The following is a 15,562-nucleotide window of genomic DNA, read 5'->3' as shown; positions in this document are numbered from 1 at the left end:
AAGAAAAAGGCCCGCGAGTTCGTCACTCGCGGGCCTTTTCGTATCCTGACCGGGGCTGAACGTCAGCCGATCATCATCAGGCTGGCGTTGCCGCCCGCTGCCGTGGTGTTGATCGAGGTAGACACCTCCTCCAGCAGCCAGACGAGGTTCGGCCCGGCCGAGGTATGGACCGGAACGATCGGCCCCGGCATCGCCGCAACCGCCTCGCAGGCCGCGCGAACCGCCTCGGCATCGCCTTCCACGAGACAGGCGGAGAAATGCTCGGCCGCATCCGGCGCGAAACGGGCGGCGACCGCCTCGGGCAGCCCGCCCGGAAGCGCCATGCCCACAACCGTCGCCGTATTGCCGCTGGCCAGCACCGCCGCCATCTGCGCGTAGAGACCCTCTTGCGTTGCCGGGCGCAGCAGCACGCGGCCGCGCGGGTGAAGGGCGTAGAGATTGGTTTCGCCCACGGGCCCCGGAAGGCTGACTTCGAGGCCCAGTGCCGAACCGCTCGCAAGCGCGCGCGCGGCTGCTGCCGAGGCCGCATCGCCCTGCCCGCTCAGCCAGGTCGCGAAAGCCTCGACCAGCGGAGCGGCGCGGGCGGGGGCATCCAGCACTTGCGGAGCCTGTTTGGCGAGGCGGCCGAGATAGAGCGGTCCGCCCGCCTTCGGCCCCGTGCCCGAAAGCCCGCGCCCGCCGAACGGCTGGACGCCGACGATGGCACCGATCGTGTTGCGGTTGACGTAGAGGTTGCCGGCGCGGATCGCGGAAGTGACCTGCTCCACCGTTGCATCGAGGCGGGTGTGCAGGCCGAAGGTAAGACCGTAGCCGGTGTCGTTGATGGCCGCGATCAGTTTGGGCAGTTCATCGCGCTTGAAGCGCACGACATGGAGCACGGGGCCGAACACTTCGCGTTCGAGCTGGGCGATGCTCGCGATCTCCACGATGGTCGGCGCAACGAACGTGCCGGCATCACATGCCGCCGGGATCGCCACCTGTTCCACCTTGCAGCCGCGCGACTTCATCCGCGCGACATGGCCGTCAATCGCGCCCTTGGCCTCGGCGGTGATGACCGGCCCGATATCCACCGCGAGTTCCTGGGTATTGCCCACGCGCAGTTCGGCAAGCGCGCCCTTGAGCATCGTCAGCGTGCGATCGGCCACGTCCTCCTGAAGGCACAGGACGCGCAGCGCCGAACAACGCTGCCCGGCGGAATCGAAGGCCGAGGCGATAACGTCGGCCACGACCTGCTCGGCAAGCGCGGAGGAATCGACGATCATCGCGTTCTGGCCGCCCGTTTCCGCGATAAACGGAACCGCGCGCCCGTCTGCCGAAACCCGGCCCGAAAGCTGCTTCTGGATCAGGCGCGCCACTTCGGTGGAACCGGTGAACATCACCGCAGCCACTTGCGGTGCCGCGACCAGAGCCGCCCCGACCCGGCCATCGCCCGGAACCAGCTGAAGCGCGTCCTTGGGAACGCCCGCCTCGTGCAGCAGGCGAACGGCCTCGGCAGCGATCAGCGGGGTTTCCTCGGCGGGCTTTGCCAGGACCGGGTTGCCCGCCACGAGCGCGGCGGCCACTTGCCCCGCAAAGATCGCGAGCGGGAAATTCCAGGGGCTGATGCAGACCACCGGGCCCAGCGGTGCCTGTTCGGCGCCGAAAGTCTCGCGCGCCTGCTTCGCGTAATAACGCAGGAAGTCGATCGCCTCGCGCACTTCGGCGATGGCATTGGCGGCGGACTTTCCGGCCTCGCGGATGACCAGGCCCATGAGCAGGCCGATCCGCTCCTGCATGGCATCGGCGGCAGCGTCCAGCATGGCGGCACGCTCGGCAACGGGCACACCGCCCCAACGGCTGATCGCGGCCCGCGCAACCGCAACCGCAGCCGCTTCCGGCGCGACCTCGATCACCTTGCCCACCACGTCGTCATGATCCGCCGGATTGAGAACTGCACGCGCCTCACCCTGTGCATTGGCGGGCATGGCGAACCATTCGCGCGCGGCGGACCGCCGCAAGTCTTCCGAAAGCGCGGCAAGCGCAGTCTCGTCGGCCATGTCGATCCCGTCCGAATTGCGGCGGCCGGGGTAGAGATCCGCGGCAAGCGGGATCAGGTCGTGACGGGCACCGGGATCGGGCATGGCGCGAACCACGTCCACCGGATCGGCCACCATGTCCGCCACCTGCACGGCAGGATCGGCGATCCGGTTCACGAACGAGGAGTTTGCACCGTTCTCCAGCAGGCGGCGCACGAGATAGGCCAGCAGCGTCTCGTGCGTTCCCACCGGGGCGTAGATACGGCAGGGACGGTCGAGATTGTCCTTGCCGACAACCTGCGAATAGAGCGGCTCGCCCATCCCGTGGAGGCATTGAAACTCATAGCGGCCAACCACGAAGTCCGGCCCGGCGAGATGGTAGATCGTCGCCAGCGTCTGCGCATTGTGCGTGGCGAACTGCGGGAACACGGCGTCCGGCGCCGCCAACAGCTTCTTCGCGCAGGCAACATACGACACGTCGGTATGGACCTTGCGGGTATAGACCGGGAAGTCGGCAAGCCCGTCCACTTGCGCGCGCTTGATCTCGGCATCCCAGTACGCGCCCTTGACCAGCCGCACCATCATGCGGCGGCCCGAACGGCGGGCGAGATCGATGATCCAGTCAAGCACGAAGGGGCAGCGCTTGCCATAGGCCTGCACCACGAAACCGAGGCCATCCCAGCCCTTGAGTTCGGGATCGAGCGCCAGCGCTTCGAGCAGGTCGAGCGAGAGTTCGAGGCGGTCGGCTTCCTCGGCATCGATGTTGAGGCCGATGTCGTAGCCCTTGGCCAGCACCGCCAGCGCCTTAACGCGCGGCAGCAATTCGGCCATCACCCTGCCGGCCTGCGCGCGGCTGTAGCGCGGGTGGAGGGCCGAGAGCTTGATCGAGATTCCCGGGCCTTCGTAGATGCCCCGCCCCGCGCCGGCCTTGCCGATGGCGTGGATCGCATTGACGTAATCGGTGTTGTAGCGTTCGGCATCGGCGGCGGTGGTGGCCGCTTCGCCCAGCATGTCATAGCTGTAGCGGAAGCCCTTGGCCTCCAGTTCGCGGGCGCGCTTCACGGCCTCGCCGATGGTTTCGCCGGTCACGAACTGCTCGCCCATCAGCCGCATCGCAAGATCGACGCCGCGCCGTATCACCGGCTCGCCCGCCCGGGCGACTAGGCGCGTCAACGCCGCGCCCAGTCCCGTGTCGTCGACCGATCCCACCAGCTTCCCGGTCACCACCAGGCCCCAGGTCGCGGCATTGACGAACATCGACTTGCCGCCGCCGAGATGCGCGCTCCAGTCGCCATCGGAAATCTTGTCGCGGATCAGCGCATCGCGGGTCGCATTGTCGGGAATGCGCAGCAGCGCTTCGGCGAGGCACATGAGCGCGACGCCTTCCTGGCTGGAGAGAGAGTATTCCTGAACCAGCCCTTCGACGCCTGTGCCCTTGTGATTGGCGCGCAGCGTGGTGACGAGCGCGCTCGCGGTCTCACGCACGTCCCGGCGCTGAGCATCGGGCAAGGTCGCCGCTTCGAGCAGAGGTGCCATGCAGGCGGCCTCGTCACGGCGGAAAGCCTCGGTGATGGCACGGCGCAGCGGGGTGGGCTCGCTGACGGCGGGGGCGAATGCGGCGAAGCGGGGCGTGTGGGTCATGAATCGCCAATATCCCAAGACCGCTTGGCAATCCGCCTTTTCACAGGCACAGATCGGACCATATGAACTTATATTTCGGCATCATGCAGGCCAAATGAATGGTAAATAGCCAGAAACAGGTCAATCTGGATGAGCTTGACCGCAAGATCATTGCCGCCCTGCGCGCAGATGGCCGCATGAGCGTGACCGAACTCGCCCAGGTGGTGGGCCTGTCAAAGACGCCCTGTCAGGTGCGGATGCGGCGGCTGATCGATTCGGGCGTGATCCGCGGCTTTCGTGCGGTCGTCGATCCCGCCACCCTCGGGTTCGACCACGTGGCCTTCACCGAAGTGAAACTGTCGGATACGCGCGAACAGGCGCTGAAGGAATTCAACGCCGCCGTCCGCCGCATTCCCGAAGTGGAGGAGTGCCACATGCTCGCCAGCCATTTCGACTACCTGCTGAAAGTCCGCACCACCGACATCCGCCGCTACCGCGAGGTGCTGGGCGAAAAGCTGTCGAACCTGCCCCACGTTTCCAGCACATCAACTTATGTGGCGATGGAAACCGTGAAGGATGCAAGCAGCTAGGCGGCAAGGACAAGCAGGCCATGCGCAAGATAGCCTTGGCGTCATGAGGGGGCCGGTTGCGGAATGGCGGCTCATCTTTGGGGGAAGGGCAGATGGCTGCCCGTCCGCTGACCAACTACCTTACTTCGATTAGGAAAAGCTGTCTGACGGCCTCCTCCCCCAAGCAGACATATTCTGTTCAGCGGTCCCGGACTTCATCCGGGACCGCTGAAGCGTCTTTAGGCTATAGGTTTCGATCGGTCGCTGCGACGCGGCGTTTTCACGCATCCGCGCGCGGCTTTGCCAGCGGTTCCCGATCAAGTCCGGGACGACGGCTTGGAGATGGTAGCTCTCCCCTATTAAGGACGCTCAGAGGGAAAATTCTCATTCCCGAATGAAGATAGTCTGCGCTCCATCTACGGATCCGCGATCGGTCAATTTGCACCAAATTATTATCGTTGTCAGAAGCGTTTGTTATCTGAGGAAGCGCTCGGCAAAGAACATCCAATTCATACAGTAACGCGCAAACCGCTTCGGAATTCAACGTTCGCGAGGTTGTCTCGGCGGAGGCCTTGGACTAGCAATTGATGCTGTGGCCGAGAACAAGTCCGAGGGCGGCATCTCGATCCAAAGTCTAGGGGGAATTAGATGAAGCGTACAGTCATTCTCGCGATGCTCGCGGGTGCATTCGCATTGGCGCCGCAGGCGGTCGCCGCGCAGGATAACTCGGAGGTAGCGTCGGCTCCCGCATCGGCTCTGCCGACGGCTGTCGTCTTTTCGGAAAAGGGCGCGAACGGGATGAGCGATCTGCCCATGGGCGTCCATCGCATCCCTGATAGCAACGTTGTCATCTCGGGGCATCAGGGTGGCGGCGCAATCGGGATGCTATTAGGCCCGGTCGGCATGCTGGTACAAAGTTCGATCAACGCCGAGAGCGGCACGGGCAAAGTCCACAATGTCGAGGATGACCTGCGCTTTGACGTCCGGGCAAAGGCGATCGAGATGACCAACACGCTCATGGCGAGCGACAAATTCCGGACTGCCTATACGCTCGCACCCCAGCCGGGCGGCAGCACGATGACGGTGACACCGTATGTCGTGCTTACGTTCGTCAAAAAGACCGAGGATGTTCGTCCCTATATCGTGCTGAAAACGAAGGTCGCGACCGACAGCGACTCCGGCAAGACGATCAAATATTTCTGCTGCGAAGGTAAGCCGCTTCCGCTCGCGAGCTTGATCGAAAATGACGGCGCCGGTCTGAAGGACTTGCTGACTCGCGAGCTAGACACCGCCATCAACGTGATGCTGCTAGATCGTTCGCAGCCTCTCCCTCGGAACGATGAAGCGAAGGTCGATACCAACGGCTTTCTACCGTTCGTCGGTAAGTCTTTGAAGTGGAGGGGATTCGATATGGGCCGTTATAATGATTACAGGCTGATCGAGTTCCGCGGCGGGATGATGGTCTTCTCCGGAGTGAATATCGTCGAGCCGGATGGCCTGGAAATTACGCCTGTGGTCAAGAAATGAGAGCCGATACCGAGATGGTCTGAAGCCTGATCGAGCGGTCCCGACATAGCTCGCTCCACGTTGGAAGGTCCGCTCATCACCTTTCTCAGCTGCTCATCGATCATGCCTGCACGGGGAAGCGGACGGTCGGCTCTCCGGCGGGTTCAATCGGCCCTGGCGCGACCGACTTGGGCGCAATGCTGTTGTTAATCCCACCAGCTCGGAAAGAGCCTGCTTCAGCCGGCCCGCTCGCCCGTCACCTTGGCCGAGCCGAACATGCCCATCTTGCACTTTCCTGCGATGGTGTTGCCGGTCACGGTCAGGTCGTATTTCAGGGTGATCTTCATCGGCTTCTCGACCTTGAGGTCGAAACGAACGCGGTTTTCATCGACGGTGCCACCCTCGAAGTCCTGCGTGCCTTCCGGGCTGGTGAAGCGGCCCGAAACGGCTGCGCCCTCGGTACGGAAGGTGACGACCATCGCCTGAGGCCCCATCGGGGTCTTGAGCACCATGTTCCAGTCACCGTCGAGCCCGGCGGGCGGCGCCTCGGGTTCGGGAACCGAGGCCGGCTCGGCCTGAATGACGGGCTCCATCGCCGGCACTGGCGCCGGGGCTTCTCCCGACACCATACCCGACTGCCCTCCATCTTTGCGCACGCCTGAAACATCGCGTTGCTCGATCACGTCGAGGATGCGGGCAGGCGTGAGCGGAAGCACCAGGTCCTCGATCTCGCCAAAGGGGCTGAGCGCATCGGCGATGGCGTTCACCAGCGTCGGCGGGCCGATGATGGCACCGCCTTCACCTACGCCGCGCATGCCGCCGATCGTCTGCGACGGGGTATTGGCATGGACGAACTCGAACACCGGCACGTCGCTGATCGACGGGAGGAGATAGTCCTTGAACGTCGCCGCCTGGGGATTGCCGCGCGCATCGTATGGCATCTCTTCCAGCAGGACCATGCCGATCGCCTGCGCCAGCCCTCCGGATATCTGCCCCTCGACGACGCCGGGGTTTATGACGGTCCCGCAATCCTCGCTCGATATCCAGCGCAAGATCTTCACGAAGCCGGTTTCCGCATCGACTTCCACCACGCAGGCATGCGCCGCGCTGGTGAAGGTCATCGGCGGGGGCTGGTAACGGAACTGCGCTTCCAGCCCGGCCTCGAAACCGGGTGGCAGACGGTGCGGTTCGCCATAGGCGATGTTCGCGATCTCACCCAGCGATCGCGACATTTCCGGGGCGCCGGCGATGTGGACCATGCCGTCCTCGATGGTCACGGTGTCGATTGAGGCGTTGTACAAGTGGGCTGCCAGAACCTTTACCTTGTCCGCCAGCAGTTCCGATGCACGGATCGCCGCGCCCCCACCGATCACCCCCTGACGGCTACCCGCCGCGCCGGGGCCGAAGCCGCCGCGCGAACTGTCCCCCTCGAACACGGTCACGTCGTCGTAAGCCACGCCGAGCCGGTCGGCGATGCATTGCGCCATGGTCGTGGCGGTGCCGTGGCCCTGGGAATGGGTGGACATCAGGGCGGCTACCTTGCCGGTCGGCTCGATCCGCACTTGCGCCAGTTCCCCGGTCATCGTCACCATACTGCCCGCCGAGCCGGTCGGCTCGATATAGGCGGCAACGCCGAGGCCGAGATAGCGCCCCTCCCCCCGCGCCTTCGCCTGTTCGCGGCGGAACGCGGCCACGTCGAAATGCGCAACGAGCTTTTCCAGACATTCGCCGGGCGTGATATCCTCCAGCGGGATGCCCATGCTCGACACCGCCGGCTGATCGGAAAGATAGACGAGATTGCGGCGGCGCAGTTCGATCGGATCGATGCCGAGCTTCCTCGCCGCCTTGTCCAGCAAGGTTTCACGAATGAGCGATTCCATCGCCCACGGCCCGCGATAAGCCGCCAGCCCGTTGGTATTGCTGTACCACCCGCGTGAGACAAAAGCGTAGGCGGGCATCCTGTAGGCCGCCCAGACGAACATATGGACGGCGATATTGCTGTCCGCCCCCTGAGGATAAGCGCCGTTGTTGCAATCATAGATGCCGTGGCTGGCGATCAGCCGCCCCTCGCCGTCAAACCCGGCCTGGAGGCTCATCTCCGCTTCCCGGCACTGGCTCGACGCGGTAAGCGCCTCGTAGCGATCCTCGGTCCATTTGAGAGGACGCCCCAGCAGCATGGCCGCGCAGATGACTGCGCATTCCTCCTTCCACGGTGTGTTCTTGAGCCCGAAGGAGCCGCCCACGTCCTTGGCGATCACCCGGATCGCGGCATCCGGCAGGCCAAGCGCCAGGCTGACCCAGCGCGCGATGTTGTGCGGGCTCTGGCAGGTGATCCAGAGGTTGAGCTCCTCGGGTCCGTCCCGGCTCGCCAGGATCGCGCGGTTTTCCATCGGCGACTGCGAGATGCGCTGGTGGACGACCTTCTGGCTAACCCGCAGCGCCGCGCCCGAAAGCGCCGCTTCCAGCTCCTCGTCAAGCTCCTCGTCGCCGATCTCCGCCGCGACATTGCTCTCGGTGCCCGGATGGATCGGCGCTGCCGCCTTCGCCTGGGCAAGGGTGACAACCGGTTCGAGTTCCTCGATCTCGACCTCGACGAGCGAAGCGGCATCTTCCGCCTGGGCGCGGGTCTCGGCCATGACCATCGCCACCGGCTCGCCCACGTATTGCACCAGCGTATCCGCCAATGGAGCGACCGGCACTTCCGAGGGCGTGAAGAAGAAGCTCATCATCGTGATCGGCCGCAGCGCCAGGTCGGCGGCGGTCAGCACCGCGTGGACGCCCGGCATCTGCACCGCTGCGGCGCCATCGATCGAAACCAGCCTGCCGCGCGCCACCGGACTGCGCACGAACGCGACGTGAAGCATGCCGGGCAGCACCACATCATCCGTGAACTGGCCGCGCCCCGTCAGCAGGCGCGCGTCTTCCTTGCGCGGAACCCGCTTCCCGATCCAGCGCGCAGCGCCAATGCCCGAGGGTTCTGCGTTCATGCCGCCTCTCCCGCGCCGGAGACGGATTGGGCCAGTGCCTTGGCCGCGCGGCGTATGCCCTGATATCCGGTGCAGCGGCAGATATGGCCCGACATCGCCTCGATCATCTCCTGCTCGCCCGCGGCGGCCTCTCCCGCCGTCAGCGCGGCAAAGGTCATCAGCACGCCGGGCGTGCAGAAGCCGCACTGGAGCCCGTGCGCATCGCGCATCGCCTGCTGGACCGGGTGGAAAGTGCCGTCAGGCGCGGCAAGGCCCTCCACCGTGGTCACCTCCGCCCCATCGGCCTGGACCGCCAGCATCAGGCACGATCGTACCGCCCTGCCGTCCACCAGCACCGTGCAGGCACCGCAAACCCCGTGCTCGCAGCCGAGGTGGACACCGGTGCAGCCCGCCTCCAGCCGCAGATAATCGCCAAGGCTCGTGCGCGGCTCGACGGTGGCGCTGCGATGCTGGCCGTTGACGGCGAATTCGATCCGCCATTCGCTTTGAGGCTCGCTCATGCCGCATCCCTCAGGTCGAGTGTTTCACGAAGCGTCCGCGCGAAGATCCTGCGGCCCACGGTCCGGCGGTATTCGGCGCTGGCGTGGTGATCGTCGAACGGTGCGGCGTCGGCCACGGCCAGTTCCGCCACGGCGCCGGGATCGATCTCGGAAAGGCTCCTGCCGATCAGCGCGGCTTCTGCCCCGCGCATTCGGATCGGGGTCGGGCCCATGCCGAACCAGGCCAGCCCGGCCCGGGAAACGACGCCGCCATCCAGAACCACGCAGCCCACCATGCCGACCAGCGCGAAATCGCCCGGTCGCTGCGCCACTTCGCGAAACAGCACGAGGTGGCCCTCGGGCCAGTCGGGATAGACGATGCCGGTCAGCAGTTCGTCACTCTCCAGCACAGTCATGTAAGGGCCTATGTAGAAGTCCGTGGCGGCAACCGTTCGACTGCCGCGCACCGAGGCGATCTCCAGCGTCGCGCCGAGCGCCACCGCCGTGGCCGGCATTTCGGCTGCAGGCTCGCCCAGCGCCACCGAACCACCCACCGTTCCCCGGTTCCGCGTCTGGTAATGCCCGACATGGCCAAGCGCCGTCACCATCGCCGGCAGATGGCGCGCCAGCGTGGCATCGGCCAGGGCATCGGCCTGCCTTGTCATCGGCCCGACGCGGATGCCGCCCGTGACGTGGGACACGCCGGTGAGTTCGGGAATGCGGTTGATGTCCACCAGGATGAAGGGCTGGCTCATCCTGAGATTGAGCAGCGGCATCAGCGTTTGCCCGCCCGCGATCACGGTTGCGCCGCCGCCGGCCTCGGAAAGTATGCGGCAAGCCTCGGCCACGCTGGATGGCCGGGCATAGTCGAAGGGAGCAGGCTTCATCGGCGCGCACCTCCAACGTTTCCGCGTCGCCCGGCCTCGAAAGCCGCTGCCGCAGTCACCACGAGCAGCATGAGCACCACCAGCATCTCCGCATGGAGGCCGCGCGCGCCCAGCGTGAAGCCGGCGAGCAGTGCCAGCACCAGTGCGGCGATCCAGCCCCAGATGGTGCCGCGACCAGCCGCCGCATCGGTAACGACGGGCCTGAAGGCGGCAGGTGCCGCTGCCGCTGCGGCTGCCTCAGGCTCTGCCTGTCCGGCGCCGGTTGCCTGCTCCCCCGCAGCAACCGGCGCCGGAGCGCCCCCCGTGACCACATCGCCGAACTTCGAAAAGAACTTCCCCGCAAGGTTTCTTGCCGTGGCGTCGATGATCGGACCGCCAAGCTGCGCCATGCGCCCGCCCACTTCCGCCTCCACCTCATACACAACCAGCGTACCGCCATCGCCGGTGTCGCTCAGCCGGACGTTCGCGCCGCCTTTGGCGCTTCCGGCGATCCCGCCGTTACCCGTTCCCGTGATCCTGTAGCCGTTGGGCGCATCGAGATCGGAAAGCTGCACCTGCCCTTTGAACCGCGCACCGATCGGCCCGATCTTCACTTCGGCCGCCGCGACGAAACGGTCTTCGCCATCGCGTTCGAGGCTCTGGCAGCCGGGAATGCACTGTGCGAGCACTGCCGGATCGTTCAGCGCCTCCCAAACCTTTCGGCGCGGTGCTGCGACCCTCTGCTCGCCATTCATCTGCATCCGCGCACTCCCAGATCGCTGCCGTCTTGCCCGCGGCCCATAGGCGCGGATGAAACGACGGGATGCGGTTCAATGCAAGAAGTATGAGCGACACTGTATCTTATTCCCCGGGGCGATGAGTGCCTCAGGCGCTGGCTAGACCTCCCGGCGCCCGTTACCACTTCGCCCGATGCCGAAGGAACGGCGCGAAAAGGAGAGGTCATGAGCGCAACCGTCATCATCACTGGTGCCGCCGGAGGCATGGGCCGCCCGGCCGCAACCCGTTTCGCCGCGCAGGGCTATTCCCTGCTCCTGTGCGATGTGAACGCCGAACGCCTTGCCGCGCTCGCATCGGAACTTCGCGCGGGCGGCACCGAAGTCTCGACCCTCGCCGGGGACATTTCCGCAGCGGAGTTCCCGCAGCAGCTGCTGGACGCATTGGGCGACGCCCCGCTGTTCGCGCTCGTTCACACCGCCGGGCTCTCGCCCACCATGGCAGAAGCGCCGCGCATTCTCGAAGTGAACTATTTCGCCACCGAAAGGCTTGTCGCCGCCCTCCTGCCCCGCTTCGAAGCGGGCGGATGCGCGGTGCTGATCTCGTCGATGTCGGCTTATCTGCTGGGCGACCCCGCCATGGTATCGGCTGTGCAGGACCTCGTCGCCGGCAAGGGCCGCGAAGGGGTGGACGGGCACGCAACCAATCCCGGCATGGGCTACACGCTTTCCAAGCGCGCAGTGATCGGCCTCGTCGGACGCGAAGCTGCAGCCTACGGTGCACGCGGCGTGCGGATCGTCTCGATCGCGCCGGGCTTCATCGATACCGAAATGAGCCGCGCCGAAGCCAAGGCCAGCGAACAGATGGTGCGGATGATGGGAATGACCCCGCTCGGCCGCCTCGGCGTGGGCGACGAAATCGCCTCGGTCGCGGAATTCCTCTGCTCTCCGGCGGCAAGCTACGTCAGCGGGTGCGACATCAAGGTGGATGGCGGAATCATGGGGCGGCTGGGAATCTGATCCCCCCGCCGGGGTGATTGCCCGCGGCTTTCACCCCGTCGATGCGCTTTCGTATTCCACCACCGTCGCGATCCGAAAAGAGGCGCGGTCGAACAGATTGCGCTCATCGGCAACGATCTCATCCGGCATCAGGCTGGTGGTGATATAGCCGAGCGTGGCGCGATAGATCGCCTCGTCCTCGAACCAGAGTTCGGTAATGACGTCCGGCCCATCAAGGAAGGCGCCGGTTTCGGGATGGACTTGCGGATCGACATAACGCCGGATGTAGCGACTGACCCCGCGCGAATAGCGTTCCGCCAGCGGCGCATGACGCGTCTCGTAATAAGCGCGGAACTGCTCGACCGTCAGATCGGGCCGACGCTTCATGAACAGCAGGATCTTGTGGAATGGCCCGGCCATGACGCATATCTCCCGTTCCACCGGTTCGTCCGGCGTTCGCGGGATGGCCTAACATGGCCTTTCTCCGGAAGGCAGGGCGGGCCGTGCCGCCACGGCGATAAGGGACGCCAGGCGGTCCGGCGTCCCTTTATTCTGTCAGGCAAACCATTCCAGCCGCCCGATCACCTCATTCGGCTTCGCCGAGCGGCGCGCCCCTGGCATCATTTGCGGCGGCTACGATCGGAACCGAAGCGGGCGCCTGCACCGCGCCCTGCACCAGATTCGCAAGCGAAGCACCGTCGAGCCCCAGTTCCTTCATCAGCCCGTCGATCACCGGCGCCTGTGCCCGATAGGCCAGCGCCGCGCTGACCGCGTCGTTGGCCAGATTGCCCGAACCACCTGCCGCAGCCGGGGAAGCTCCCGCGCCGCCCTTCTGGGTCAGCCCGTCAACCTGCACGATCTTGATCGAATCGATAGCCTCCAGCGGCCGCACGGATTCGCGCACGATTTCCGGCAGTACCTTGAGCAGCGCCAGCTTCATCTGGAGCGAGATCTGGTCGGACGAAAGGAGGTTCGCCGCCTCGTTGACGGCACGCTGACCGGCCGCCTCGACCTCGAAGCGCACGCGCGACGCTTCGGCGCGGAGCTTTTCCGCTTCGGCCTCACCTTCGGCGGCCAGCCGGAAGGCTTCCGCCCGGTTGGCAGCCGCCTCGCGCTCCGCCTCGGCCTCTACCTTGATGGAGATCGCCTGCCGCTCGGCTTCCTTGCTGGCCTCGATCAGTTCGATACGCTTGACGCGCTCCGCCACCTCGGTTTCACGGCTGGTGACGACCTGTTCCTCTGCGGCGACCGCCTTGGCGCGCGCCTCATCGGCCTCCGCCTTGGCCTGGCTTTCCTCGCGGCTCTTGTTCTGGATCGCGATCTGCTGGCCCTGCCGCGCCAGTTCGACGGCCTGCGCCTGCGCGATCTTGGCCTGCTGGATGGTGCGGTCCGATTCGATCTGCTGGGAATCGACCTGCTGCTTGGCGATGATCCGGGCTTCTTCCGCCTCACGGCTGCGCAGCGCCTGTTCGCGCGCCACTTCCGCGGCCTGTTCCGCGCGGCGCATCTCGATCTCGCGCTCCTGCTCCAGCTTTGCGAACTCGTTGTCGCGCTGGATCGAAAGCGAAACGCGCTCCGCTTCGAGGTTCTTCGTCTCGATCTGGACGCGGGTGTCCTGCTCGATGTCGTTCCGGGCCTTCTTGCGCAGTTCGATCTGCTCGGTCAGCTTGGTCAGACCCTCGGCATCGAAAGCGTTGTTTGCGTTGAAGTGTTCGATCGAGGTCTGGTCGAGGCCGGTCAAGGAGACCGATTCCAGTTCCAGCCCGTTCATCGCGAGATCGGACGAGGAGACCTGCTGCACCTTCTGCACGAAATCCGCGCGCTGTTCGTGAAGCTGGTTCATCGTCATGCCTGCCGCCACCGAGCGCAGCGCATCGACGAACTTGCCTTCGACGAGTTCCTTCAGCGCCTCGGGATGCATGGTCCGCGCGCCAAGCGTCTGCGCCGCCATGGCGATGGCGCCCGCATCCGGGCGGACGCGGACGTAGAATTCCGCCTTCACGTCAATTCGCAGTCGATCGAGAGTGATGAGCGCATCCTGGTTCTTGCGCTCCACCGCGAGACGCACGGTGTTCATGTTCACCGGCATCGTCTCGTGGAATACCGGCAGGACCAGCGCGCCGCCGTTCATCACGACCTTTTCACCGCCGAAGCCCGTGCGAACGAACCCGATTTCCTTCGAGGCACGCTTGTAGAGCCGCGCCAGCATGAGGCCGAGCGCCAGGAACAGGACCAGAGCGATGCCGGCCAGAATCGCGATGCCGACGAGGTCTTGCATGTTAAGAATTCTCCCGTTGATGCCCGCCCGAGAAAAATGGCGCGCGAGCATTGAATTTCACGGAAGTTCTTATCCGAAATTCGCAAAATCTTCCATAAAAACCGGGCCGGTTTGCTCGATTTTCAGTGCTTTAATCGAACCGATCCGGAGTTTCCCATCCTCAATTCAGTCAAGGCGCGGAAGATAGTGGTCGCCCCGGGCGATGCCCTTGAATACATCGCCATCGCGGCGGACCAGCAGGACCTTTTCGCCCTGCACGAAGCGCTGGCCGTGCTCGTCGGGCTCGACCATGACATTGTGGGGCTGCCCATGGAAATCCACCACCCGGCCCCGCGCGGGACTGCCCGGCGTTGCCGTGCCGACGAGAATCTCCGCCTCCCGGCCGACGAGGGCGGAAATGTCGATCGCGGTCGTCTCGTCCTGCGGGATGATCCGCCCCAGCCCGCGCGACAGCATGCCGCTGACCGGCAGCGAAGCGAGGCCGACGACCGGGGCGACCAGCCATGCACTCCAGGTGTGGCCCGTCAGCGAGAGCAGCAGTTCCTGCGCCGAAATGCCCACCAGCCCGAATACGGTGAGCAGCAGCATCAACCACATCAGGAACGGCACGCGGCCGATGCCGAGAACCGAAAGCAGGCCTGCGTCGATCCCGCCATGCGCATGGACGCCGGCATGGGCATCGACATCCGCGTCACCGCCCAGAAAGTCGCCCGCGCCCACGATCTGGAGCAGCGCAAACATCAGCATCAGCGCCAGCGCGACGGAGAACGGCAGGCTCCCCGCCCGCGTCAGCAGGTCAACCATCGTCGCGGGCGTCGATATACTTGGTTTCGAGAAAGCGTCCGCGCGTCGCCAGCGCGTCGAGATCGTTGCGCGACAGATCCAGACTCATCGTCTCGATCTGCCCGGCGATGACATCGAGGCCCTCGACCAGTTGCTGCGAAGGCGTGGTTCCCCCGGCATGGGGCTTGTTCCGCAGTTCTGCGGGAATCCGGGTATAGCTGTCCACCAGCGAGGGCAGGTGTTCGGACAGCAGCTTCCGCACCTCGCGCGCGGCGGGGCCGCTATCCTCCAGCGTGGCGAGTTGCGGCGCCAATTGCTCCAGGCGCACGCCGATCATGTCCACCGCGTCCACCGCGGCATTGGGCAGGGCGCGGCGGCGGCTTTCCAGCCAGAGTTCGGTCGATCCCGCCAGTTCCGGCAATGTCGCGCTGCCGAGTTGCTCGGCACGGGGCCGGGGCGAAGAAGGATAGATCGAGAGAACGATGAACACCGCAAAGGCAAGCAGCGTGGTGAGCACCGTCGTCGTGAAGGAAAGCCCGCCCAGGATGAGGCCCGCCGTCAACGCCACGATGAAGATGCCGAACAGCGCCAGGAACGCCCGACGAATGCGGCGCCAGCGGAAGTTCCAGCGCTCCTTGCGCGCGTTATAAAGCCGCGCCGCGCGCTGGCGGCGGGCGGCGCGGATGATTTCCTGGTTCACGGCACTGCGATTGCGGGGAGTGACGG

General features: G+C 65.3%; 12 protein-coding genes. 3 read left to right on the top strand and 9 right to left on the bottom strand.

The window, feature by feature from the left end:
- Positions 1–62: 62 nt before the first annotated feature.
- Positions 63–3,656, bottom strand: coding sequence for a trifunctional transcriptional regulator/proline dehydrogenase/L-glutamate gamma-semialdehyde dehydrogenase (gene putA / locus U9J33_RS05360; RefSeq protein ID WP_324698370.1), 3,594 nt, complete (start codon positions 3,654–3,656; stop codon positions 63–65).
- Between the two features lie 98 nt (positions 3,657–3,754).
- Between putA and U9J33_RS05355 the strand changes: the two genes are divergently transcribed.
- Positions 3,755–4,225, top strand: coding sequence for an Lrp/AsnC family transcriptional regulator (locus U9J33_RS05355; protein ID WP_324698368.1), 471 nt, complete (start codon positions 3,755–3,757; stop codon positions 4,223–4,225).
- A gap of 627 nt (positions 4,226–4,852) precedes the next feature.
- Positions 4,853–5,731 (top strand): hypothetical protein, encoded by an 879-nt coding sequence (locus U9J33_RS05350; protein ID WP_324698366.1) that lies wholly within the window; start codon positions 4,853–4,855, stop codon positions 5,729–5,731.
- Between the two features lie 215 nt (positions 5,732–5,946).
- Here the strand turns inward: U9J33_RS05350 and U9J33_RS05345 are convergent, their stop codons facing one another.
- From U9J33_RS05345 to U9J33_RS05330, 4 genes are read right to left on the bottom strand one after another with little or no spacing between them, the layout of a single operon-like run.
- On the bottom strand, positions 5,947–8,697 hold the full coding sequence (locus U9J33_RS05345) for a xanthine dehydrogenase family protein molybdopterin-binding subunit (RefSeq protein WP_324698364.1): 2,751 nt from the start codon (positions 8,695–8,697) through the stop codon (positions 5,947–5,949).
- Positions 8,694–9,197, bottom strand: coding sequence for a (2Fe-2S)-binding protein (locus U9J33_RS05340; RefSeq protein WP_324698362.1), 504 nt, complete (start codon positions 9,195–9,197; stop codon positions 8,694–8,696). Before U9J33_RS05340 ends, U9J33_RS05345 begins: the two co-directional genes overlap by 4 nt.
- Positions 9,194–10,063: a xanthine dehydrogenase family protein subunit M gene (locus tag U9J33_RS05335; RefSeq protein ID WP_324698360.1), complete on the bottom strand. Its 870-nt coding sequence runs from the start codon at positions 10,061–10,063 to the stop codon at positions 9,194–9,196. Before U9J33_RS05335 ends, U9J33_RS05340 begins: the two co-directional genes overlap by 4 nt.
- Positions 10,060–10,803, bottom strand: a complete 744-nt coding sequence (locus U9J33_RS05330) for a CoxG family protein (RefSeq protein ID WP_132469489.1) — start codon at positions 10,801–10,803, stop codon at positions 10,060–10,062. The genes U9J33_RS05335 and U9J33_RS05330 overlap by 4 nt, the downstream gene beginning before the upstream one ends.
- Before the next feature lie 201 nt (positions 10,804–11,004).
- Between U9J33_RS05330 and U9J33_RS05325 the strand changes: the two genes are divergently transcribed.
- The gene (locus tag U9J33_RS05325) at positions 11,005–11,796 is read left to right on the top strand and encodes an SDR family NAD(P)-dependent oxidoreductase (protein ID WP_324698357.1); all 792 of its coding nucleotides are present in this window, start codon (positions 11,005–11,007) and stop codon (positions 11,794–11,796) included.
- 30 nt (positions 11,797–11,826) lie between these two features.
- Here U9J33_RS05325 and U9J33_RS05320 read toward each other — a convergent pair whose 3' ends face one another.
- The 4 genes from U9J33_RS05320 to U9J33_RS05305 all read right to left on the bottom strand — a co-directional run bounded on the left by U9J33_RS05320 (position 11,827) and on the right by U9J33_RS05305 (position 15,536).
- Positions 11,827–12,195 (bottom strand): EthD domain-containing protein, encoded by a 369-nt coding sequence (locus tag U9J33_RS05320; RefSeq protein ID WP_324698355.1) that lies wholly within the window; start codon positions 12,193–12,195, stop codon positions 11,827–11,829.
- A 166-nt stretch (positions 12,196–12,361) separates the two neighbouring features.
- The gene (locus U9J33_RS05315) at positions 12,362–14,053 is read right to left on the bottom strand and encodes a flotillin family protein (RefSeq protein ID WP_054440066.1); all 1,692 of its coding nucleotides are present in this window, start codon (positions 14,051–14,053) and stop codon (positions 12,362–12,364) included.
- Positions 14,054–14,218: 165 nt separating this feature from the next.
- The gene (locus U9J33_RS05310) at positions 14,219–14,857 is read right to left on the bottom strand and encodes a YqiJ family protein (protein WP_324698352.1); all 639 of its coding nucleotides are present in this window, start codon (positions 14,855–14,857) and stop codon (positions 14,219–14,221) included.
- Positions 14,850–15,536, bottom strand: a complete 687-nt coding sequence (locus tag U9J33_RS05305) for a hypothetical protein (protein ID WP_243692691.1) — start codon at positions 15,534–15,536, stop codon at positions 14,850–14,852. The genes U9J33_RS05310 and U9J33_RS05305 overlap by 8 nt, the downstream gene beginning before the upstream one ends.
- Positions 15,537–15,562 lie beyond the last annotated feature (26 nt).

Source organism: Novosphingobium sp. RL4 (assembly GCF_035658495.1).
Taxonomy (GTDB): domain Bacteria; phylum Pseudomonadota; class Alphaproteobacteria; order Sphingomonadales; family Sphingomonadaceae; genus Novosphingobium.
The sequence above is the reverse complement of the archived record's forward strand: the minus strand, read 5'-3'. Positions and strand labels throughout refer to the sequence as shown.

Excerpts from the sequence above, each read along its gene's own strand:
- putA (WP_324698370.1), bottom strand. The coding sequence starts at position 3,656 with ATGACCCACACGCCCCGCTTCGCCGCATTCGCCCCCGCCGTCAGCGAG.
- U9J33_RS05355 (WP_324698368.1), top strand. The coding sequence starts at position 3,755 with ATGGTAAATAGCCAGAAACAGGTCAATCTGGATGAGCTTGACCGCAAG.
- U9J33_RS05350 (WP_324698366.1), top strand. The coding sequence starts at position 4,853 with ATGAAGCGTACAGTCATTCTCGCGATGCTCGCGGGTGCATTCGCATTG.
- U9J33_RS05345 (WP_324698364.1), bottom strand. The coding sequence starts at position 8,697 with ATGAACGCAGAACCCTCGGGCATTGGCGCTGCGCGCTGGATCGGGAAG.
- U9J33_RS05340 (WP_324698362.1), bottom strand. The coding sequence starts at position 9,197 with ATGAGCGAGCCTCAAAGCGAATGGCGGATCGAATTCGCCGTCAACGGC.
- U9J33_RS05335 (WP_324698360.1), bottom strand. The coding sequence starts at position 10,063 with ATGAAGCCTGCTCCCTTCGACTATGCCCGGCCATCCAGCGTGGCCGAG.
- U9J33_RS05330 (WP_132469489.1), bottom strand. The coding sequence starts at position 10,803 with ATGCAGATGAATGGCGAGCAGAGGGTCGCAGCACCGCGCCGAAAGGTT.
- U9J33_RS05325 (WP_324698357.1), top strand. The coding sequence starts at position 11,005 with ATGAGCGCAACCGTCATCATCACTGGTGCCGCCGGAGGCATGGGCCGC.
- U9J33_RS05320 (WP_324698355.1), bottom strand. The coding sequence starts at position 12,195 with ATGGCCGGGCCATTCCACAAGATCCTGCTGTTCATGAAGCGTCGGCCC.
- U9J33_RS05315 (WP_054440066.1), bottom strand. The coding sequence starts at position 14,053 with ATGCAAGACCTCGTCGGCATCGCGATTCTGGCCGGCATCGCTCTGGTC.
- U9J33_RS05310 (WP_324698352.1), bottom strand. The coding sequence starts at position 14,857 with ATGGTTGACCTGCTGACGCGGGCGGGGAGCCTGCCGTTCTCCGTCGCG.